The sequence below is a fragment of the Providencia sp. PROV188 genome (assembly GCF_027595165.1).
Lineage (GTDB): Bacteria > Pseudomonadota > Gammaproteobacteria > Enterobacterales > Enterobacteriaceae > Providencia > Providencia lanzhouensis.
Genome location: NZ_CP097291.1, coordinates 1,318,610 through 1,339,876, shown reverse-complemented (window position 1 = coordinate 1,339,876; position 21,267 = coordinate 1,318,610). Strand labels below are relative to the sequence as shown.

Annotated in this window: 23 protein-coding genes and 1 tRNA gene; 11 read left to right on the top strand and 13 right to left on the bottom strand. The window is 39.1% G+C overall.

Features of this window, described 5'->3' with window-relative positions; genetic code table 11:
- The first annotated feature begins 66 nt into the window (after window positions 1-66).
- Window positions 67-1,218: a beta-ketoacyl-ACP synthase III gene (locus M5X66_RS05900; RefSeq protein ID WP_270103935.1), complete on the top strand. Its 1,152-nt coding sequence runs from the start codon at window positions 67-69 to the stop codon at window positions 1,216-1,218.
- 130 nt (window positions 1,219-1,348) lie between these two features.
- Here M5X66_RS05900 and M5X66_RS05895 read toward each other — a convergent pair whose 3' ends face one another.
- From M5X66_RS05895 to M5X66_RS05885, 3 genes are all read right to left on the bottom strand, one after another.
- Entirely contained in the window at window positions 1,349-1,777 is a 429-nt protein-coding gene (locus M5X66_RS05895; protein ID WP_036951599.1) for a TOBE domain-containing protein, read from the bottom strand.
- 193 nt (window positions 1,778-1,970) lie between these two features.
- On the bottom strand, window positions 1,971-2,654 hold the full coding sequence (gene can / locus M5X66_RS05890) for a carbonate dehydratase (RefSeq protein ID WP_036951600.1): 684 nt from the start codon (window positions 2,652-2,654) through the stop codon (window positions 1,971-1,973).
- Between the two features lie 189 nt (window positions 2,655-2,843).
- Entirely contained in the window at window positions 2,844-3,158 is a 315-nt protein-coding gene (locus M5X66_RS05885; protein WP_036951602.1) for a hypothetical protein, read from the bottom strand.
- A 201-nt stretch (window positions 3,159-3,359) separates the two neighbouring features.
- On the opposite strand from M5X66_RS05885, the gene M5X66_RS05880 reads away from it, so the two are divergent.
- On the top strand, window positions 3,360-3,857 hold the full coding sequence (locus M5X66_RS05880; RefSeq protein WP_154600309.1) for a hypothetical protein: 498 nt from the start codon (window positions 3,360-3,362) through the stop codon (window positions 3,855-3,857).
- Between the two features lie 156 nt (window positions 3,858-4,013).
- Here M5X66_RS05880 and M5X66_RS05875 read toward each other — a convergent pair whose 3' ends face one another.
- From M5X66_RS05875 to M5X66_RS05860, 4 genes are all read right to left on the bottom strand, one after another.
- Window positions 4,014-5,429, bottom strand: a complete 1,416-nt coding sequence (locus M5X66_RS05875; RefSeq protein ID WP_036951608.1) for an NAD(P)/FAD-dependent oxidoreductase — start codon at window positions 5,427-5,429, stop codon at window positions 4,014-4,016.
- A 508-nt stretch (window positions 5,430-5,937) separates the two neighbouring features.
- Window positions 5,938-6,423, bottom strand: coding sequence for a GNAT family N-acetyltransferase (locus M5X66_RS05870; RefSeq protein ID WP_036951611.1), 486 nt, complete (start codon window positions 6,421-6,423; stop codon window positions 5,938-5,940).
- A gap of 58 nt (window positions 6,424-6,481) precedes the next feature.
- Window positions 6,482-7,027, bottom strand: a complete 546-nt coding sequence (locus M5X66_RS05865) for a GNAT family N-acetyltransferase (RefSeq protein ID WP_036951614.1) — start codon at window positions 7,025-7,027, stop codon at window positions 6,482-6,484.
- A 356-nt stretch (window positions 7,028-7,383) separates the two neighbouring features.
- Window positions 7,384-7,471 (bottom strand) — tRNA-Ser (locus M5X66_RS05860).
- A 194-nt stretch (window positions 7,472-7,665) separates the two neighbouring features.
- Here M5X66_RS05860 and M5X66_RS05855 point away from each other — a divergent pair.
- Window positions 7,666-7,995 carry a TusE/DsrC/DsvC family sulfur relay protein gene (locus tag M5X66_RS05855; protein WP_036951672.1) on the top strand — a complete coding sequence of 110 codons (330 nt, stop codon included), beginning with the start codon at window positions 7,666-7,668 and terminating at the stop codon, window positions 7,993-7,995.
- 26 nt (window positions 7,996-8,021) lie between these two features.
- Here the strand turns inward: M5X66_RS05855 and M5X66_RS05850 are convergent, their stop codons facing one another.
- A complete protein-coding gene (locus M5X66_RS05850; RefSeq protein WP_036951674.1) occupies window positions 8,022-8,300 on the bottom strand; it encodes an acylphosphatase in 279 nt (92 codons plus the stop codon).
- Between the two features lie 217 nt (window positions 8,301-8,517).
- Here M5X66_RS05850 and hspQ point away from each other — a divergent pair, with 217 nt between their 5' ends.
- Window positions 8,518-8,838, top strand: a complete 321-nt coding sequence (hspQ, locus tag M5X66_RS05845) for a heat shock protein HspQ (protein WP_270103934.1) — start codon at window positions 8,518-8,520, stop codon at window positions 8,836-8,838.
- 75 nt (window positions 8,839-8,913) lie between these two features.
- On the opposite strand, the gene M5X66_RS05840 is transcribed toward hspQ, so the two are convergent.
- Window positions 8,914-9,327 (bottom strand): CoA-binding protein, encoded by a 414-nt coding sequence (locus tag M5X66_RS05840; RefSeq protein WP_154637429.1) that lies wholly within the window; start codon window positions 9,325-9,327, stop codon window positions 8,914-8,916.
- A 129-nt stretch (window positions 9,328-9,456) separates the two neighbouring features.
- Here M5X66_RS05840 and M5X66_RS05835 point away from each other — a divergent pair, with 129 nt between their 5' ends.
- Window positions 9,457-9,915 (top strand): methylglyoxal synthase, encoded by a 459-nt coding sequence (locus M5X66_RS05835; protein ID WP_154637430.1) that lies wholly within the window; start codon window positions 9,457-9,459, stop codon window positions 9,913-9,915.
- A gap of 102 nt (window positions 9,916-10,017) precedes the next feature.
- Here the strand turns inward: M5X66_RS05835 and helD are convergent, their stop codons facing one another.
- Window positions 10,018-12,072, bottom strand: coding sequence for a DNA helicase IV (gene helD, locus M5X66_RS05830; RefSeq protein ID WP_270103933.1), 2,055 nt, complete (start codon window positions 12,070-12,072; stop codon window positions 10,018-10,020).
- A gap of 123 nt (window positions 12,073-12,195) precedes the next feature.
- On the opposite strand from helD, the gene yccS reads away from it, so the two are divergent.
- Window positions 12,196-14,346, top strand: coding sequence for a YccS family putative transporter (yccS, locus tag M5X66_RS05825; RefSeq protein WP_159075029.1), 2,151 nt, complete (start codon window positions 12,196-12,198; stop codon window positions 14,344-14,346).
- A gap of 66 nt (window positions 14,347-14,412) precedes the next feature.
- Here the strand turns inward: yccS and M5X66_RS05820 are convergent, their stop codons facing one another.
- Entirely contained in the window at window positions 14,413-15,015 is a 603-nt protein-coding gene (locus tag M5X66_RS05820) for a TfoX/Sxy family DNA transformation protein (RefSeq protein ID WP_036951681.1), read from the bottom strand.
- Between the two features lie 267 nt (window positions 15,016-15,282).
- Between M5X66_RS05820 and sulA the strand changes: the two genes are divergently transcribed.
- The gene (gene sulA, locus M5X66_RS05815; protein WP_036951683.1) at window positions 15,283-15,849 is read left to right on the top strand and encodes an SOS-induced cell division inhibitor SulA; all 567 of its coding nucleotides are present in this window, start codon (window positions 15,283-15,285) and stop codon (window positions 15,847-15,849) included.
- Window positions 15,850-16,203: 354 nt separating this feature from the next.
- Window positions 16,204-17,277, top strand: a complete 1,074-nt coding sequence (ompA, locus tag M5X66_RS05810; protein ID WP_036951685.1) for a porin OmpA — start codon at window positions 16,204-16,206, stop codon at window positions 17,275-17,277.
- Between the two features lie 117 nt (window positions 17,278-17,394).
- On the opposite strand, the gene matP is transcribed toward ompA, so the two are convergent.
- Window positions 17,395-17,856 carry a macrodomain Ter protein MatP gene (gene matP / locus M5X66_RS05805; protein WP_108478890.1) on the bottom strand — a complete coding sequence of 154 codons (462 nt, stop codon included), beginning with the start codon at window positions 17,854-17,856 and terminating at the stop codon, window positions 17,395-17,397.
- 172 nt (window positions 17,857-18,028) lie between these two features.
- Here matP and M5X66_RS05800 point away from each other — a divergent pair, with 172 nt between their 5' ends.
- The 3 genes from M5X66_RS05800 (at window position 18,029) to fabA (ending at window position 20,754) form a co-directional block, all read left to right on the top strand.
- Window positions 18,029-18,205, top strand: coding sequence for a GhoT/OrtT family toxin (locus M5X66_RS05800; protein WP_071992149.1), 177 nt, complete (start codon window positions 18,029-18,031; stop codon window positions 18,203-18,205).
- Window positions 18,206-18,402: 197 nt separating this feature from the next.
- Window positions 18,403-20,139 carry a Lon protease family protein gene (locus M5X66_RS05795; RefSeq protein ID WP_270103932.1) on the top strand — a complete coding sequence of 579 codons (1,737 nt, stop codon included), beginning with the start codon at window positions 18,403-18,405 and terminating at the stop codon, window positions 20,137-20,139.
- 96 nt (window positions 20,140-20,235) lie between these two features.
- A complete protein-coding gene (fabA, locus tag M5X66_RS05790; protein ID WP_036951692.1) occupies window positions 20,236-20,754 on the top strand; it encodes a bifunctional 3-hydroxydecanoyl-ACP dehydratase/trans-2-decenoyl-ACP isomerase in 519 nt (172 codons plus the stop codon).
- A gap of 125 nt (window positions 20,755-20,879) precedes the next feature.
- Here fabA and rmf read toward each other — a convergent pair whose 3' ends face one another.
- Window positions 20,880-21,050 (bottom strand): ribosome modulation factor, encoded by a 171-nt coding sequence (rmf, locus tag M5X66_RS05785; protein WP_036951696.1) that lies wholly within the window; start codon window positions 21,048-21,050, stop codon window positions 20,880-20,882.
- Window positions 21,051-21,267 lie beyond the last annotated feature (217 nt).

The following is a 21,267-nucleotide window of genomic DNA, read 5'->3' as shown; positions in this document are numbered from 1 at the left end:
TTTTCAGGTATATTTCTTTGCTCACATAAACATTTAGAATATTTAATTTAATTAAATAGAGAAAATATGAGTAAAATTAATACATATATTACAAAAACGTCTATATTCCTCCCCGGTGAAGCCGTTGATAATAAAAATATAGAACATGTTTTAGGTTATATTGGTGAAAAGGCATCCCGTTCCCTTCGAATTGTGCTGAAAAGTAATGGAATCAAAAAACGCCATTATGTCCTCAACCCTTCCTCTGGAGTGGCTAATTTTAACAATCCACAAGTTACTGCAAAATCCATTCATGGATTAGTTGATAGTGATTTTTCCCTCAATGATATTGAATGCCTAGCCACAGGCACGACGCTGCCCGATCAACTAATGCCAGGTCACGGCGTCATGGTTCATGGGGAACTTGGAAATAAACCCTGTGAAGTTGTTTCAACATCCGGCATTTGCTTAGCAGGCTTAACTTCGTTGAAATATGCTTATTTGTCCGTCAGTTCTGGAACAACTACCAATGCAGTTTCAGCCGCATCAGAAGTTGTCTCTCCCGTTTTACATGCACGTAATTTCCAAGCTGAAAATGAGGCATTGGTCGAACAATTAGTACAGCGCCCAGAAATTGCTTTTGAAAAAGACTTTCTACGTTGGATGCTTTCCGATGGCGCCGGTGCATTCTTGCTGAAAAATCAACCTAATCCACATAGCTTATCATTACGCATTGATTGGATTGATATCTCATCGTACGCGAATGAAATTCCTGCATGTATGTATGCTGGGGCAGAAAAAGACAGTGACGGAAAATTAATTAGTTGGAAGCAGTTGAAACAAGAAGAATGGATTACACGGTCAATTTTTTCCATTAAACAAGATGTACGTTTACTTAATGAAAATATCATCGCCTTAGCGCTAAAAAAACCACTACAAAAAGTCATCGAAAAATATGGAATTTCAGCAAATAATATAGACTGGTTCCTTCCCCACATTTCATCCGAATATTTTCGTCAACCGGTATCTGAATGCTTGACTGACCTCAACTTTGCGATCCCTCAAGAGCGTTGGTTTACCAATCTCTCAGAGCGAGGAAATACTGGCTCTGCCTCAATCTACATCATGATCCATGAATTATTACATTCAGGGCGTTTAAATAAAGGCGAAAAACTCTTATGCTTTGTTCCTGAAAGTGGTCGTTTCTCTGGTGGATTTATGCATCTAACCGTTGTTTAATTCACTGTTATTAAAAAAAGATATGCTAACTACCTGTTCAAATGGACAATTAAGAATAAATGCAAAAAACTAACTTCTGATAGATAGGTCGTAGAAAAACTACGACCTTGGTAATATTGAGCGGTCTAACTTATTTTTTCGTCGCTAAAATTACACTAGATGCTTTGACAATAGCGGTAACTTTACTGCCTGCCTCTAATTTCATCTCTTCAATGCTATTATTTGTCACAACGGCAGATAATTTCGTTCCGGCATTCGTTGTCAAATGAACCACAGCATTCACACTACCTGTTTCAATCCCATCAATACGTCCACTGAACTGGTTACGAGCCGAAAAAAGATACTCGTGCTCATCCGAAACTAAGACAACCCATGGCGCCTTAATAATCGCAACAGCCTGCTTACCTTTTGCCAAGCCTAACAACTGAGTGCTATTTTTCGTGATCACCGCAGAAATTGTTTCACCATTACCTAAGCTTAAAACCACTTCATCATTAACGGCACCAGCCACAACTGATTCGACCGTTCCTGTAAGCTGATTACGTGCTGAAATTGACATAGAAAACCTCATTTAATGGAAGACGAGTGAATATTGAAACGATAGTAAGCTTTTTAAATATTGTTTACAAACGACTCAATCTTCTCATTTTCACAAATGAGCAATGAATCACAACTAAGGCTTCATTCGATAAGTCTATTATTTTACTGAAAAAATTTAGTTCTCAATTTAGCTGTAACGCATCTTTACTTTATTAATTTGCAGAGCAACCTGTTGTAAACGGCGCTTTTGTGGTTAAAGCCGCTATCGCTTCACGATAACAAAGCTCCAGTTTTGCTCGGCTATCTGCCGTAATATCAAGATCCACCAAATAACCATCATTAATACCGTAGATCCAACCGTGAACCATAATATCCTGCCCTCTTTTCCAAGCAGATTGTAATACGGTGGAGTGGCCCAGATTATAAACTTGCTCAATCACGTTCAATTCACATAAACGATTAATACGTTCTGTTGGTTTAAGCTCACCTAACATGCGGCTATGTTTAAACCAAATATCTCGAATATGCAGCAGCCAATTATCAATTAAACCTAATTCCTTATTGTTAATCGCAGCCTCAACACCACCACAGCCATAATGCCCACAGACAATAATATGTTCCACTTTGAGCACATCAATAGCATATTGAATAGCAGATAAACAGTTGAGATCCGTGTGAACCACCAGATTCGCTATATTTCGATGAACAAATAGATCGCCAGGGCCAACTTTAATTAATTTTTCAGAAGGTACTCGGCTATCGGAGCAACCAATCCATAAAAATTTAGGTTGTTGGTCTTTTGATAATTGTCGAAAAAAGCTAGGGTCTTGTTCTTTAATCGACGTTGCCCATTCCCTGTTATTCACAAATAATTCTTTAATTTTATCCATCGCCATGTGGCACGCTCACTTACAAATCTTGCTATATATGATATTTCAAACGTGTTTATCAAAACGTAGTCAATTTAATTAATATACCTAAATTTACCAGAAGATTACTCTCAATCGGTTAATATGCAAAAAAACACCTCATAACCAATGATAGCCTCTACATTAAATTCGTCATTAATTTGCTTATCTTTCGCTTTATTCTTCTGCTATTTGCATTTTTAGCCAAAATGCTTGCTGGCATGCGTTAAAAAACTCTTTTCTTTGAGGTAAAACAGAACACCCCGCAGAATCAATAACTTGCCAAATAATCCAACACTCAGGACATTGGCTATCATTATCGGGAATAGATAATTCGATTTCTTCAGAGCATTGAAGAATAACCCCATCATGAAATCGCCACTGCCGGATAATTTGCATAACTTCCGACTGAGCATCTTGCTGGCGCTGATCAAAAATAACTTCACATGCGGCCTGCTTTTTCATGGTGCCTAATATGTATTTTGCTAACATAGTTTCGTTTTTTTCATAAAAATATCATGCCAATCGCATGCTTAAACAACCTTTATAAACACCTAAAAATCTTAACTCCGTAAAATAATTAGATATCAATTACAAAGTCTAAATAAAACCTAAAAAATACCGTTAATCCTATATCCTCAATTAAACTTAAATTATACGTTACTTTATCATTTCAAAAACGAAAGGTTTGTTATGTTTAAAAAATTACTTTTATCGATCATTTTAAGCGGTACGGTTGTTTCTGGCGCTATGGCCAATTCGGCCTGTTTACCTGTGACTAATCAAAGTTTAACGAAAAGCGGTTTGCCAACCCCTAAAAATAGCACCTCTTTTGCAAACTACACAGAGGTCACTAATAGCGTTTTCAGTGCCATAACTAAAGATATGACCTCAGAAGAGAGAAATGATGTAGTGTGCACCAAAGATGCCTTTAGCTATTCTATCTATATGTCTAATGAGCAGAAAATCGCGAAGGTATGTGAAACAAAAAGCGGCTGTGATGATTTAAAAACCATTTTCTTGGTTATTGCTAACATCGATATTAATGAAGGAACGGAAGCAAAATTAAAAGCGGCAATGGCAAAAGCAGGTATTACAGAAACCAACATTAGAGATACTCCAGCAAAACTAGAGCAATTTATAGGTCAGTACGAAACACAGTTTACCCAGCATTTTGGCGATTTAGAGTAAGGTTACTTTCCAGTCAAACCTAATATCGTTGAAAAATTAAAAAAGAACGGCTGCATTGTTTTGATTTAATCTTAACTTTCTGTCGATACAAAAAAGCCCTCAATATGAGGGCGTTAGTATTTTTATATCAACATTAATGTCAATAACAAACTGTACTTAGAAACGATACAGGCTAAATGCTTTCGGGTTAATGATTGGCTCTTTACCTAACAGAATATCTGCGGTCATTTCAGAGGAAACTGGGCTTTCAGTCATACCCCAGCCAGTTGCTGTGTTAATAACAAGACCTGGATATTCCTTGACTTCAGAAATAATTGGGTTTTCATCTGGTGCGATAGCCATCGCTCCGCTCCACTGGTCAATTAATTTAGAGTCTTTAAATGCAGGGAACTCAGTTTTCAGTTTTTCTAGAGATGAATTCAGTTCTGGTAAGTCTGGTAATGCCGTCATATCACGGTTTTTCTCAAATGGAGAAACTTCATCTAATTTCCAGCTGGTCTCTTGGGTAAACGAGTTAATCAGCTGTTCGTTTAATGAAATATGAACAGGGAAGTCTGGCAATGCTAACAATGGCAGATATTTATAGCCATAAGTGAAGGATTCTTTAACAACAGGTGCCACTATCACGCGTGGAGAAGTTGCATAGGTTCCATCGGCTTGTTCACGGAAGTAAATATTGCCTGGCAGAGCAACGTTTCCACCCGGTGCATTTGGTGCCGCGCTAATCAATTGTTGTGATTGATAAGCTGGTAATGTTGGAACATCTACACCCAGGTTTTGCATGAACAGACGAGACCAAACACCACCCGCAACAACAACTTGAGAAGTTTTGATTGCGCCTTTTTCAGTCACAACATCAGAGATCACACCCGCTTGAGTTTCTAAGCCACGCGCTGCACAGTTGGTATAGATTTTAATACCAATTTTCTTCGCGTATTCTGCCATAACGAATGCAGTAACTTCCGCATCGAAACTACCAGAATCTTCTTCGAAACCTGCAATTTTCCAATCAGATTTAGCACCACGAAGACGCTGATTTAACTCGCTTCCTTCGATCATGCGTGTTTTGAATGGAATATCAGAGCCAACGTTTTTATGGCGCTCATCCATCCACTGGCGAACGTGAACCAGATCTTCTTCATCCAAAGGAACTTCTACACGGCCTTGAGTACGGTAAGTGGTATCAACACCCACCTTCGCATTCATATCACGCCAGCGATGTTTGCCTAAATGGTGTAATAAGAAGGTTTCATCGGTCATTTTGTATGTAATTGCCTGACCATAGAATCGAGATGATTGCTCTCCCGCAATGTTCCCTTTTTCTACAATCACGACTGATAACCCACGCTCAGCAAGGTTAATCGCCGTCATAACACCTAAGATACCAGCCCCAATAACAACAACATCAGATTGCTGTGGCAATGCGCCAGGCGTTCCTTCAACAAAACCAACACGTGGTTTACCCGGAACAAATCGCCCTTCACGAGTCAACATCGGAGTTAAAATACCGGCTCCCGCTGCGACAGCGACTACAGAACCACCAATAATAAATTTTCTTCTGGTTATTGCCATTTCGACACAATTCCTTATACACGATCAATATTACTTACCTAACAATTTCACCATTTTATATTATTTGTTAATCATTCGTAAACTATTAGTAAATCATGTTTATTTTATGTGTAATCCCACTTTTTTGTCTAATTACTCAGTTAAAAATAAATAAAAACTTCATTTGTTAATTTTCAAAAACCTCATTATTCCATTGAAAACAATTGATTTAATGGTGTTTTTTCGGCGAAAATAATAGCCCTTTGATTTTAAAGGAAAACACATAATAATCCATCATTTTTAGATTATTATTCATTAGCAACTAATGCTTATAGTTATAAAATAATCTCACTTAAAGGCTAACATTATTTGATTACAGCTAAATAACTCACTATTTTGGTAAGAAAAACAGATTTTATGAGTGGCGTATGGGCGCTATATATTGGTATTGCAGAATAGAAGTTGAACTTCGTAAATGATGACTACGATACAAAAACGTTAAAAGCGACTTTTCTCATCAAAACATCTATCAATACTTCAAATCATTTAACTCTAATGCCAATCGAACCATCATTGCGTTATGAAGTAGCACTCCCTTCACAATAACTTCTCGACGTTCAACTATTTCAAATTGATGATTTTTAAAAAATTCTTCAGCTGATAAGCTGACATATGACCATAGCTTGTTGATGCTTTTCGTATTAGCCACTTCAACAAGTTTATTCATAAGTGCGGCACCAATTCCGCAGCGAGGCTTCATAACAAAAAAATGGTCAATATACCCGTCATCTTGAAGATCTGCATATCCAACAATCTCTTCATCAATATATGCAATAAACGGCTTTAATATGTCCATTTTGCTTTGCCAATGCTCACGCTCATATAAATCAGGCGCCCAAGCTTCAAGCTGTTCTTCTGTATAATATGCAGCTGCAATACGATGAACTGAGGTATAAAATATTTCATGCAGTTTTTCTGCATTCTGAGATTGATAAGGCTTTATTTGAATTTTCATATAAATCAGATAGTCACACCTTCAATATCCTTTAAAAACAAGACATTACCCTACACCACTAGGGATGGTGTATTTTAATTCCATTTTCGGGCTTGCGCTTAAACATAATCGTCGTGGATTCAAGAATACCACCAACCGATTGAGCGAAATCAGGAATTTCACCACTTATCTGCCATCCAAGGGAATTATATAAGCTAACCGTTATCCCTTTAGTATTGGTATCCAATGTTAAAAGCCTCAATCCTAAGTTCCATGCAACTTGCTCAGCCTCTTGCATCAATTTTCTTGCAAGTCCTTTACGCCTATATTCAGGTAACACCAATAACTTACAAATTTCTCCTCGGTGTTTACCATTTGGTTTTGCGCATAATTCAAGACCAACAACCCCAACGATTTGATTGTCTAGCTCTGCTGAGATCAGCTTAAAACTATTCGTTGATAACGAATGATTGACGTCAATCCAATAGTTTCTCATCTCATTAATTTGAGCTTCTGCATCAGTATATCCAACACTTGCACCGCCAAGGACGCACTTATAAAGTACGTTAACAAGCTCATCGATTCTATTTTCACTTAGTTTTTTATCATAGCAATTAATTATCATATTGAGGCCTCAAATTAGAGATACCATTACACAGAATATAATTAGATTTAACTATGTCTTAATTAGATTTGATTGTAACTAGAATTCAGTGGATTGGTTTGAATTTCCCAGATAATTTGGTGTTAGTTTAAGTGTAGAGGGCTGAATTAATAGGGAATGTACAATATCTTTTGGCTTGTCACGCTTAATTGCTTTATTGGCTAGTTCCATAAACCGCCAGTATTGCATAGCGAAATAGTAGCGATTTAAAACGGTATCAGTAAACGTCGGTAGAATGAAATTTTGCTAGAGTGTTTGATAAACTTTGGAATTTATTTGGAATTGAAAGATTTCAGAGACTTGATTAGAAGTGAAGATGGCGGAGGAGGAGAGATTCGAACTCTCGGATGGTTTCCCATCGGCGGTTTTCAAGACCGCTGCCTTCAGCCGCTCGGCCACCCCTCCGCAATGACGAGCACTATAATCATCTGCGCTTTCAATGTAAACCCCTAATTTGTTCGTTCGCTTTAAAAATAGACGCACATTGATTCAATGGATGAAATTATCAACATTTTTTCCTATTCCAACAGGGTTTACTTGGGTTATTGCTGGTTTTTTGCTAAATTTGCGGTCTACTTTTGTTTGGATAGAAATTAAGTATGTTGGTTTTTAATAATCAAGAAATTGAAACAGACTCGCAAGGCTACCTACTTGATAGCCAACAATGGAGCGAAGATCTTATTCCATTACTCGCTGCGCAAGAAGAAATTGAACTCACTGACGAGCATCTCGAAATTATCCGTTTCGTTCGTGCATTCTATTTAGAATTTAATACATCACCAGCGATCAGAATGTTAGTTAAAGCGGTTTCTCAACAGTTTGGAGAAGAAAAAGGCAACAGCCGTTATTTATATCGACTGTTTCCTCAAGGTCCTGCGAAGCAAGCGACAAAACTTGCAGGTCTTCCTAAACCCGTAAAATGCATTTAAGAACCTGCTAATCATTTAAGAATACATTAATAGCGGACGGAAAAATCCGCTATTGGTTCTGTATGCCAATTTTCACTAAAGTAGTGATCGATTTTAGCACCCGGAGGCCCGCCCGCTTTCAGCCAGTCATCGACAAACTCAATATCCTGCTCGGAACCATAAATAGCTAGTTTCACACTGCCATCATCCCGGTTATAAACAAAACCTTTGACCCCATTTTGATTCGCCCAATGATAGGTTTGGTAACGAAACCCAACACCTTGGACTCGTCCATAAATATAGAAATAACGACCTGTTGCTGTCATATAAGCCTCCGATGTCATTACTTAATCAATTAAAACCCTTTGGCACAGTTGTTTTTTATTCATTCAGCAGATAATCTGATTATTGAGGCACTGCTTTTCGTTATTACTTAAAGACAGTGTATTGCGTTATGAGTAATTGTCCACACATTGGCTTGAAAACGCACAGCACTGCCCACATGTAGTTTACAGCACAAGCAAGGCTTTTAAGGAGGTCGCTATGATGATCACCAGTAAATATGGAATCGGGCAACAAGTCAGGCACAAACTTCTCGGCTACCTTGGGGTAGTTGTTGATGTTGACCCTGAATACTCGCTCGACCAACCACATGATGATGACATTGCATCCAACAGTACATTACGCGATCTGCCTTGGTATCATGTCGTCATGGAAGATGATAATGGGGAAGCGGTTCATACTTATTTAGCAGAAGCACAGATTACTTATGAGTTGACTGATGACCATCCGGAACAACCTTCTATGGATGAGTTAGCAGAATCGATAAGATCCCAATTACAAGCTCCGCGTCTACGTAACTGACCATGAACGCAATCCAGTAAAGCAGCCCACCAGCTGCTTTATTTTTTTACATTACCGTCGATGAACTCGCGATACTTATTTTTCCAAACCTAACGCTGGAATTTCTTGTTTAGGACATTTATCCATCACACACTGTAATCCCGCATTTACAGCAATCTTTTGTGCCTCTTCGCTAATAACCCCTTTTTGCAACCATAGAACTTTAGCTTTAATGGCGACGGCTTCATGAGCAACGCCGACTGCAGCATCTGCATTTCTAAAAACATCAACCATATCAATAGGGTTAGGGATTTCACTCAGTTGTGCATAAACTCTCTGCCCTAATAACGTTTGCCCCGCGAGCTTCGGACTCACCGGAATAACCTGATACCCTTGATGTAAGAGGTATTCCATGACTTCATAGCTTGGGCGGTCTGTACGGTCACTCGCGCCAACTAATGCAATCGTCTTAATGCTTGTTAGAATTTCAGCAATTTCTTGATCTCTCATCAAAATATCTCCCAAAATCAGTAAACTATTCATATGCATTATGATATATGTTGTACATCTTTGTTCACTCAATTTTTAAGATGCGTGACAACTATTTATTGTGATGCAAATCTTGTTTAAGGGAACCTCATGGAATCTACCACCCGAAAAATCGCAGCTTCAAAAAATATTGCCTTAGTTGCCCATGACCACTGTAAATCATCCTTACTCGGTTGGGTAACCCAAAATAAAACGAAATTAAGCTCACACAAACTGTTTGCAACAGGTACCACTGGGAGCTTAGTCAATAAAGAAACCGGTTTACCCGTTACTGGCATGTTGAGCGGCCCAATGGGCGGTGACCAACAAATTGGTGCCATGATTGCAGAGCAGAAAATCGACCTACTCATTTTCTTTTGGGATCCGTTAAATGCCGTTCCTCACGATCCAGATGTCAAAGCGCTTCTGCGATTAGCCACTGTATGGAATATTCCTGTTGCCACTAACCCTGCTACTGCTGATTTTCTGATTACCTCTCCTTTCTTTGATGGGGAAATTGATATTGTGATCCCTGATTATCAAAGCTATTTAAATAAACGCACTAATTAATAGTACGCCTGAAAATAGTCGTAAATAAATAAAAAACTGCGCCATCAGTATACTCAATGGCGCAGTTTTCATTTTTAAGCTCTGAACTTTAATAAGCGATTTTTAAGGTTTTTTCTGTCTAGGTACGCCCATTTGCCTTAGCTCTTCAACAAATTCGGATGGATTATCAGGGTTATACAATAACCATGCTTGTTGCTTCGCTCTCGTCAATGCCACATAAAATAGTCGTCGCTCTTCCGCATGTTCAAAATGTTCAGGTTGCGGCAGCAAAGCGTCTTCAATAATCGACTCCCGCGCAGGCGCTGGGAACCCCTCTTTGCCACCATTTAAACCACAAATAATGACATGATCCGCTTGTTGACCTTTCGATGCATGCATGGTCATAAATTGAATTTTCAATTTCGGCCAGCGTGTTTCCGCTTTATTAAGAATTTCCGGTTTTAAATAATGGTAACGAGCCAAAATTAAGATATTTTCATCATCTAAAACATAACCACTCATTTTATCCAGCAAACGCTCTAGCGCATCTTCATACAATAAAACAACTGATTTCTTATTACCTTTTGTTAGGCTATTTAATGGCTTACCTAACTGGCTTGGGTTCTGTAACACAAAACGATTCGCAACATCACCAATGCGCTCATTAAACCGGTATGTTGTATCTAATGCGCATAAATCCCCTTCACCAAAATGCGTTTTAAATGACGTCGTCAAATCCAATTCAGCGCCACTAAAGCGATAGATTGCCTGCCAATCATCACCAACCGCAAATAAACAGGTTTGCTTATTTTGTTGGCGTAATGCATGTAATAATTTGGCTCTCAGTGGCGAAATATCTTGGAATTCATCAACTAAAATATGTTTCCACGGGCTAATAAAACGCCCTTTTTCAATAATATTGACCGCTTGATGGATAAGACCGGAGAAATCAATCGCACCTTCATCTTTGAGAGCACTCTTCCAAGCTTTCAATAACGGAGCCATTAAACGAATTCGTTTTTGGAATAGCGCACGAATTTCTTCCCGCGTATTGTCGACCATCTCTTTTTGGCTACCGCCATGAGAGCGGATCAAACTCAACCAGCGCTCTAGTCGAACGACCACTTTGCGACTAATTTTTTCATCATTCCAAAATTCACCGTCAGGAATATTCCACTGTAATTCTTCTGACAGCCACTCTCGCCAACCTTTCGCTTGGGCTTTTTTACTGTAGCACTGCTCTCGCCATTCATTCAACAAAAGAGATTGGCGCTTTTCGGTATCCGACTCTAACGCACTAATTATCGGTGACTTATTGCTACCTTCGCGGATAATCTGCAATGCAAGTGCGTGAAATGTCTTCGCCTCAATCTCTTTTTGTTGTAAACGAGATTGAATCCGCTCATTCATCTCTTCCGCAGCTTTACGTCCAAACGCCAATAATAAGATTTGCTCAGGTTTAGCCAGTTCTCTTAATAGAAGCCACCCAGCCCTTGCAACCAGCACCGACGTTTTTCCGCTGCCCGCTCCCGCTAAAACTAAAACATTATCTTCGCCATTAATAACTGATAATGATTGAGAATAATTTAATGGAGAGGATTCAATATGTTGGAAAAAATCATCATAGCGTGTTAGAACTGACTGGCACCAATTCTGATTATTTTGCTTGCGGCATTGTTCACTATTCGTTAGCCACTGCTTGCAAAATTGGTAATGTGCGGCACAGTTTTCAAATAAAGGCATTCGAACGAGGGGTAAAGGAAGTGATGAAAACTGCTGAGTGATCCTTTCTTTTATCGACTGCAAGCTACGTAAACTTAACCACGCATCTTGCTGAGTTTGTTGTAAAATCGACTGGGTTAAAGACGTCAATACTTGAGCACTGACCTCGCTCATTTCAACGCTCCATTGCTGCCATTTTTCATTCAAAAAATGGTAGAAACGCTGAGTTTGTTTCCACTCTGTACCGTGCAAACGAACGACTTGTTCATCTAAAACTTCAAATTCCAGTTCCCCCCAGACGATCCCACGCTTACAGCGAATATCGACTAGTTCATTGAAGGGAATAAGATATTGATGGTTTTCACCACTAACTTCGATGCCTGCATTAAGTAAGCGAACCTGATTATAGGGATGCTGAGCCAGGCGCTGTCCAATCTGTGTTGATTTCAGTTCCATACGTTCTGCACCTGTGTGAATCATTCGTGAAAATAATCAAAGCATAATTGCTAATAGTTTTTTATTCTACGTAAACACGTTATTCTATATAGATAAGGATTTGTCTTACCACTGAGGTACTTTGTGCTAACGCTGCTAACCAGTTATCGTCGTGTGCTCTATAACAGCCATATTTTATATTATACCCGAATCTTAATTGCGCTGACAGGCACAACCTTGGTTCCATGGCTTTTAGGCCTAGAGCCTAAAGTCACGATCCCTTTAACTCTAGGCGTTGTCGCTGCCGCACTCACTGACTTAGATGATAGATTGACTGGCAGAATAAAAAATTTAATTATTACTTTATTCTGTTTTTTAATTGCCTCAGTCTCTATTGAATTACTTTTTCCTTACCCTGTTTTATTCTTTTTTGGGTTAGCATTCTCAACCTGCGGTTTTATCTTACTTGGCGCATTAGGGCAACGTTATGCCACTATCGCTTTCGGTGCCCTGCTAATTGCAATATACACCATGCTTGGCGTACCTATTTTTGATACTTGGTACATCCAGCCAGCGCTCTTATTAACTGGCGCCATTTGGTACAACATTCTCACCCTTATCGGGCATATCCTGTTCCCTGTTCGCCCACTACAAGATGCCATTACGCAATGTTATCAGCAGCTTTCGGCTTATCTTGATGCAAAGGCAAACTTATTTGATCCTGATCTTGAAGATGACTATCAGCAATCAGTCTATGATTTAGCCTTAGTTAACAGTACGTTAGTCAGTACAATGAATCAGGCAAAAATATCGCTACTCAGTCGATTAAAAGGCGATAGAGGTCAGCGAGGCACGCGTAATACATTGCAATATTACTTTGTCGCCCAAGATATTCATGAACGAGCTAGTTCATCACATATTCAATATCAACAGCTTAGCCGCCGTTTGCGCCATTGTGATATTTTATTTCGCTTTCAACGCTTATTAACCATGCAAGCAAGAGCCTGCCAGCAGGTCGCTCAATCCGTTTTATGGCGCAAACAATATCAACATAATCCGCGCTTTGAGCGTACATTTACGTATATTGAAAACTCCTTGCAGCTACTCCAACAACAATCTCCTGAATTACATGAAATCAAAGCATTACGAAACTTGCTAAAAAATCTCAAAGGTATTGATGTCCAACTAAAAGGCTTAAGCTTAGGCCAAGCTTCTTGGCAGCAAAATAATAAGCAAATTGAACAGTTATCTGATGAATCAGTCTCGGGTATTCGTGATGTATTTGCCCGCTTCAAACATCATTTAACCCCCAAATCCTCGCTGTTTCGTCATGCAATCAGAATGTCAGTCTTGCTTTGTACTGGATACTTGATTATTCAATTATTTGATTTAGAACGCGGTTATTGGATCTTACTCACTAGCTTATTTGTATGCCAACCCAACTATAATGCGACTAAGCGCCGTCTAGCATTACGTATTACAGGCACGTTATTAGGGATCGCCATTGGCTTACCTTTACTCAATATCGTGCCATCCATTGAGGGGCAACTCACCCTAATCGTTATCACCGGGTTACTGTTCTTCATGTTCCGTAGCAGCCAATATGCTCAAGCAACACTATTTATTACATTACTGGTGCTATTTTGCTTCAATTTACTCGGTGAAGGTTTCGAAGTCGCATTACCTCGAATAATCGACACTCTAATTGGCTGTTTTATCGCATTACTTGCCGTCAGTTTTATTTGGCCTGACTGGAAATTTCGACAGTTACCACAAGTAGTTCAGAAAACGATGGATAGCAACTGCCGTTATTTAGACGCTATTTTGCAGCAATATTATCAAGGTAAAGATAATAGCTTGGAGTACCGTGTTGCAAGGCGTGACGCCCATAATAATGATGCAGAATTTGCTTCAATTGTTTCAAATATGGCATCGGATCCTAAGTCATACCAAATTACGCAAGAGCAAGCATTCCGCTTACTGTGTTTAAACCATACATTACTAGGCTATATTTCAGCACTCGGTGCCCATCGAGAGCAAATGCAAAACGAAGCGAATCTCGCCTTATTAAATGATGCAATCTGCTATATCGAATCGTCTATTCAAGTCACATCCTTAGATCCCGCAATTATTGACGAAAAATCAGAGCGTCTAAGAGTGAGCTTACTGAATCGCATTGACCGTGCATCCAGCGATGACGATGAGAAAACTGTCTTGATCATGGAACAAACTAAATTACTGGTTGAATTAATTCCTGAAATAAAATCAATGATTAAACAGATTAGCTTGTCATAAAATAAACTGATGAGCGGGCATTAAAACCTATTAATGGTCATGCCCGCTGATTTGAAAGAATCAAAATTAGTTCATGCTGTTAAACCAGTTAATGAGCTCCTGCCGAGTTCGAGAAGGTAATACTTCACTATGGCAACCCTCAATAGCCGCAGCCAATCCAATCAACTGTTTTACACTTGGTATCAGCTTCCCATGCTGTTTTAGTTTCAAGAAACACGCTTTAGCACCAATCATAATGAGGTCTTCAGCATGGAAAATCCCAATTTTCCCAAGCGCCCTCTCCATTGCCATATTCATATTTGGCAAGTCCTTGATGCGTACCGCCGCCGACTCTCTTTGTTGGGTTTCTTCCATGGCTGAACGGTAAGCTAATTCAATGATATGACTCAATATTGATGGGTTACACCAGGCCTCTTCCGGAAGTTGGTAATAGCGCATCTCTAGAGGTATACCTCTTTTACTGTATACCAACCGTTCAAACCCAACTGATTCAAAATAGCTACGAGAAAACAGGCACCCACGAACATAGAAATGTCCATCCAATACTAACCCCACCAGTGCATTATCAATACACAAACAGTATCCACCGAAATGGTTTTTCTTTTTTAGTACACCAAACTGACCCAAAATTTGTTGTAAAAGGGAACTTCTTTCATTTTGTAATGACACTTTTTCATCTCCTTATGAATAAAAAAACACAATCGTCCTTGAGCTTCAAGCAATAAAAAAACAACTGTTTTTACATATAATTATGTTTAATCAATTTTAAAGTTTCAGTTAAAAATGCCAAGTATAACTCGCATAAAAACCACAAAGTTGCGAAGCGCTTTGTAAAAATAGCCTTGATATTGTATAAATATACAGTTACTGTATGTTCATACAGCACTTATCTCCATGAAACATTGTACTACATGTAAAATTGTAGCGAGGTGAATTATGAGTATTTCTACTTGGAATAGCGCAACAACACATTCTCTTAATCATTTTACTAATGATAGCTTCACGCATGACCAGCTTACGCATAGCAATTTAAGCAATGCAACCCCAGCAATGAGTTTTGCAAATGGCTCAATGCAACAAGGCATGGTGAGCGAGCTAGTCTATAACGAACAACACCCAATTATGGATTACATCTTGCTACCCATGTTGCGCCAGTTCGGTATTCAATCACGTTGGCTATTGTGGCTGAGCCCAGATAAAAAACTGAGTAAACACTGGTTAGAGCAAGCGGGTTTACCCACCAACAAAATCATGCAATTTAACCAAGTTAATTCAATTACGACCATTGATGCCATGGAAAAAGCATTAAGAAGCGGTAATTACAGTGTCGTATTAGGATGGTTGCCAGAAATAAATGAGCAAGATTTTATTCTTTTACAAAATGCGGCAGAAGCAGGTCATTCGATGGGATTTATTATGAGACCAGAAAAAACATATAATACAAGCTCAGCGGATATTAGACATCAAAACCTTTTAAAGATTCACGCCAATAACATTCACTAAACAATAATAAGATTTTTCTTACGAAATTTTACATTCATCAAGATAATTATAAAGAAATATATTTAAACTCTTTAAAAACAATAAGATGCGTTTATTAACAACAAAATGGGTAATATATTTATCTCTCTGATTTCAACGGTAAAAAAAGACTTTTTTTAACCTTTATTGCTTACCATACTTGTATCTTTTGGAGTTCGTTGTAGACTTTAGCCTGTTAAGCTCATGACATTATTTTTTTACTTTTCGTAAATTTTTGTGGATAATGTCAGCTGAACCTAGCAATTAAATTGAACCAATGGCAAATAATAAGGCTCACGAAGCCAAGCCAATATTGGATGATAACGAGGCGTAAAAATGAAAAAGACAGCTATCGCGGTAGCAGTGGCAGTGGCAGCATTTGCAACTGTTGCACAAGCAGCTCCAAAAGATAACACTTGGTACACTGGTGGTAAATTAGGTTGGTCTCACTACGAGCACGCTAAATTTACTTTTGAAGATGCTGCTGGAGATGAAACTTCAGTTGGTACTGGCAAAAAAACTCGTGACCAATTAGGTGCGGGTCTGTACGCAGGTTACCAATACAACCAGTACATGGGCTTCGAAATGGGCTATGACTGGTTTGGTAAAATGAAGTACAAAGGTGACAACGCAGGTAGCGTTTCTTCAATGGGCGTTTCTCTGACTACCAAACTGAGCTATCCAATCATGGATGACTTAGACGTTTATACTCGTCTGGGTGGTATGGTTTACCGTACAGAAGCTAAAGTTAACGGCGTTGGTAAAGAAACTGACACTGGCGTTTCTCCAGTTTACGCACTGGGTCTTGAGTATGCTATCACTCCAGAATTAGCTACTCGTTTAGACTACCAGTGGGTTAGCCGCATGGGCGACAAAGACAACATCGGTGTTAGCCCAGATAACGGCATGCTGAGCGTTGGTCTTGCATACCGTTTCGGTCAAGAAGCAGCTCCAGTTGTTGCTCCAGCAGTAGTTGCTGAGCCAGCAGCTCCAGTTGTTGAAAACAAACGCTTCACTCTGCGTTCAGACGTTCTGTTTAACTTCAACAAAGCGACTCTGAAACCAGAAGGTCAGCAAGCACTGAACGAACTGTACAACGAACTGAGCAACATCGACCCAACTCAAGGTCGCGTGCTGGTAGTTGGTTTCACAGACCGTATCGGTTCACAAAACTACAACCTGCCACTGTCACAAAAACGTGCTCAGTCAGTAGTAGACTACTTAGTATCTAAAGGCGTTCCAGCAAGCGCAATCGCTGCTGAAGGTCGTGGTAAAGAAGATCCAGTAACTGGTAACAAATGTGACGCAGTTAAAGGCCGTGCAGCTCTGATCGAGTGCTTAGCGCCAGACCGTCGCGTTGAAATCGAAATCCAAGGTACAACTGAAGTTGTAACTCAACCAGGCGCTTAATTTATAGCCCTAGTTTGAATTTCGAACTGAATATAAAAAGCCCCAATTTATTGGGGCTTTTCTTCATCCTTAGAAAGAAAGATCATCACAATAATCCATTTGTTCAACTATAGATCGTTACTCTTTCTCCGACTTACCTAAGATCGCTTGAAGATCATGCTTCAATAAGCTCATTTGGCTCTCATACTTATCTTTATGTTCCGCATCTTCAATTAACTGAATAATCGTCTCTGATAAGGTTTTATTCCGTTTTACTGCCAAATTAGATAGTCGTTGCCAAACCGAATAATTTAAATCAATCGACTTTTTTCGAGTATGTGGATGCTCAGCATTAAAGTGACGTTTACGACGCGCACGAATACTCTGTTTCATTCGGTTATCTAATTGAGGGGACATATGATCTGCAATCCATTTCAATACATCCACAGGCGTATTTTCCAGCTTTAACAACAGCTCAATTGCCTCTTGCTCCGCACTTCTTTCTATATATCGGGTAATAGGCTCCCCACTTCTCGCTTTATTGACTAGATATTCCCATTTCCAGCCACATTCAAGATTTTCAAGCTGCTGATATTTCATATTTTTTCCCGAAGAAAATCGTACCTATCATTATATTAGCAATAATATAAGAAAAATGCTCAAAGTGGATTTCATTTAATCGACTATCCATTGATTAACACAAAGAAAATAACAGTAAATAAAAAAATAGTGTACAATTCGCATCCACACGTTAACAAACCACTAAAATCGCATGTCCACTTTTGAACACATACTTCTTATCTATGGGATTGGAGGAGTATGTTCAGCGTTATTCGCCCTGCTAGTAACCAAAGATCCTAGTTTTTGCATGAGATTATTGAGCGCACTTCTTATTGGCTTTACATGGCCACTGAGTTTACCCGTCGCACTCATGTTTTCTTTATTCTAACTCGATATTTCGACAAATATTGCTGCAAGATTAGCGTTCAAAGGCTAATATAACAATCTTAAGCCGAAAATATTTTAAGGTAATAAATTAGCCTGAAATTGTATATAAAACAGACGGTACATAAATAAACTCAGGCATATGCGCCCTGCTGATTGGCAGGCATTTATTGATAACCATACTAATAGCAGATAATTATAGTGATCAGTCAAGAATTAACATGGCAAGGCCTAACTCCTAACTTATCGTCTTTTCAGACAAAATTTGTCTCTTCAGCGACGTTGACTCCGGCAACATTGGCTGATATTCAACCAAGATTATTCGATGGGATGCAGCATTTCATTCGTGAATATGCTCAAACGCGCTTTATGTTCATCAAGTCTGACGAAAGTGAAGAATATCTCAAACTATTTACTGACGCTATCACCCCACTATTGACTAAAACCCAATTTATTAATGGTGACTATCAATTATCTGAAGATAAGCAACGATATCAGTGGCAAAACGATGTTACTGGTCGTTTTTCCTCACATGAAAAAATCGCTTACCGCCACTGGATTGAACCAGAACAACTGTTCGGCTATATCACGCCAAATCAAAATCTAGTCCCAGGTTTGCTACACCAAATTAACGGTGGAGTCCTCGTTATTTCTGCAACCGCGTTGGTCACTCAGCCATTACTGTGGACTCGGCTAAAAAATATGGTGACTCGCCGCCAATTAGAGTGGCTGCCACATAGTGAAAATCAAACCTTACCGATTGAAATTGAGCCTCAGCCGCTTGAACTTAAAGTAATTGTTGTCGGTGATAGACTCATATTAGAAGAGTTTGAGTTTGCAGCTCCTGAGCTGTTTGATTGTTCAATATATACAGAATATGAACCTCTCATGTTTTTCGAAGACGAAGAACAATTAAGCTTATGGATGAATTTCATTAAATTCATTGTCAACAGTAATCAGCTACCAGAAATTGCTGCTGACGGCTGGTCTGAATTTATTTTGCAAGCGACGCGTTGTTGTGAAGACAAATACAATTTGCCACTTGATATTAATTGGCTAACTCGCAATTTAACCAATGCAGCTCAATACGTTCATGAAGGCTATTTAACGGCTGAATCATTCTCTCAAGCCGAAGAAAATCGTTTATGGCGTCATTCTTTCCTTGTTGAGCGCAATCAAGACGACATCCTACAAGAGCAAGTTTTGATTAAAACTGAAGGGGAAGTTGTTGGTCAAATTAACGGGCTATCTGTCTTACAGTATCCGGGATACCCTGATGCAATTGGTGAACCATCACGGATCACTTGCGTGGCTCATCTAGGCGATGGTGAATTTACCGACGTCGAGCGCAAAGCAGAATTAGGTGGCAATATTCATGCAAAAGGCATGATGATTATGCAGGCCTACCTAAACTACGAATTAAAATTAGAGCAACCTCAGCCTTTCTCTGCCTCTATTGTATTTGAACAGTCTTATGGTGAAGTTGACGGTGATAGCGCATCATTAGCTGAACTGTGTGCCTTAATTAGCGCATTATCATTGCAGCCTATCGACCAACAAATTGCCGTCACTGGTGCGGTTGACCAATTTGGCTATGTTCAACCGATTGGCGGTGTTAACGAAAAGATTGAAGGATTTTTTGATATCTGCGATAAGCGTGAGCTAACAGGTAATCAAGGTGTCATCATCCCAATGTCTAATGTACGCCATCTATGTTTGAAACAAGAAGTTATCGAGGCAGTCAAAGAAGAGAAATTCCATATTTGGCCTGTCGAACATGTTGCTCAAGCAATTTCTCTCTTAACGAAACAACCTTACTTTGAACAACAAGTAGAAGGTGATAACGTACACTTGTTAGCTTTAATTCAAGAACGCATAAACCAAGCAAATTCACCGGATAAGTCTAGATTACCTTGGTTTTTAAAGTGGATGGGCTAAGTAAAGATTGAGTAAATATTAGCTGATCGGAGTTGTTCAGCGTACAAGTGTAAGCTATTCTGTTGACCTACACATAATAAAGGCTATCTGAAGATCATGGTTGATAAACGCGAATCCTATACAAAAGAAGATTTAGAGGCTTCTGGAAGAGGCGAATTATTTGGGGAAAATGGTCCTCCATTGCCATCAGGTAATATGTTGATGATGGATCGCATCATCAAAATGACCGAAGATGGTGGTACATTTGATAAAGGCTACGTTGAAGCTGAACTGGATATCAATCCAGATTTATGGTTCTTTGGTTGCCACTTCACGAATGACCCTGTTATGCCTGGTTGCTTAGGTCTTGATGCTATGTGGCAACTGGTTGGTTTTTACCTCGGCTGGTTAGGCGGCGAAGGTAAAGGTCGTGCGTTAGGTGTCGGTGAAGTGAAATTCACTGGACAAGTATTACCGACCGCAAAAAAAGTCACTTACCGTATTAACTTTAAACGTGTGATTAACCGTAAGTTAATTATGGGATTAGCAGATGGTGAAGTTCTGGTAGACGGCAAACTGATTTATGCTGCAACAGACCTGAAAGTCGGCTTATTTAAGGATACAAGCGCGTTCTAATCGTAGCTTGCCTTAAATGCAAACCTCCGCAAATGCGGAGGTTTATAATTTCAAGGGGATGGTATTAAATTGTGCGTCTAATTAATTTCCGCAAAATAATTTAATGATCCTCGTTAAATGACCAATTAAACGGCTACTGCCGCTCTATCCTCCATCGCTTTTCGCCAACCACCTAGCCAATGCGAACGGGCATCTACTGCCTGATAAGGACATAATTCTTTGGAACGTCCGGTTAAACCTGCTTGATAACCTCTTGATAACGCTCTTTCTAAACGGTCTCGCTTCTGTCTTTTCATGCCTTACTTCCCTCATCATTTAAATGGAAAAGAAAACAGCATCTATTTTTTGTTAATAGATACACTATACAAATAGCGCCCGTCCATAAGAAATGCAAGTAAAGAATTTCATATTATTGTCATAATTATGATAAATGTGACCTACATTTCGAGATAATCACAACCTACTGATATTCAAATGATTAAAAATAAATTCATTATTTATCAGTTAATTAAG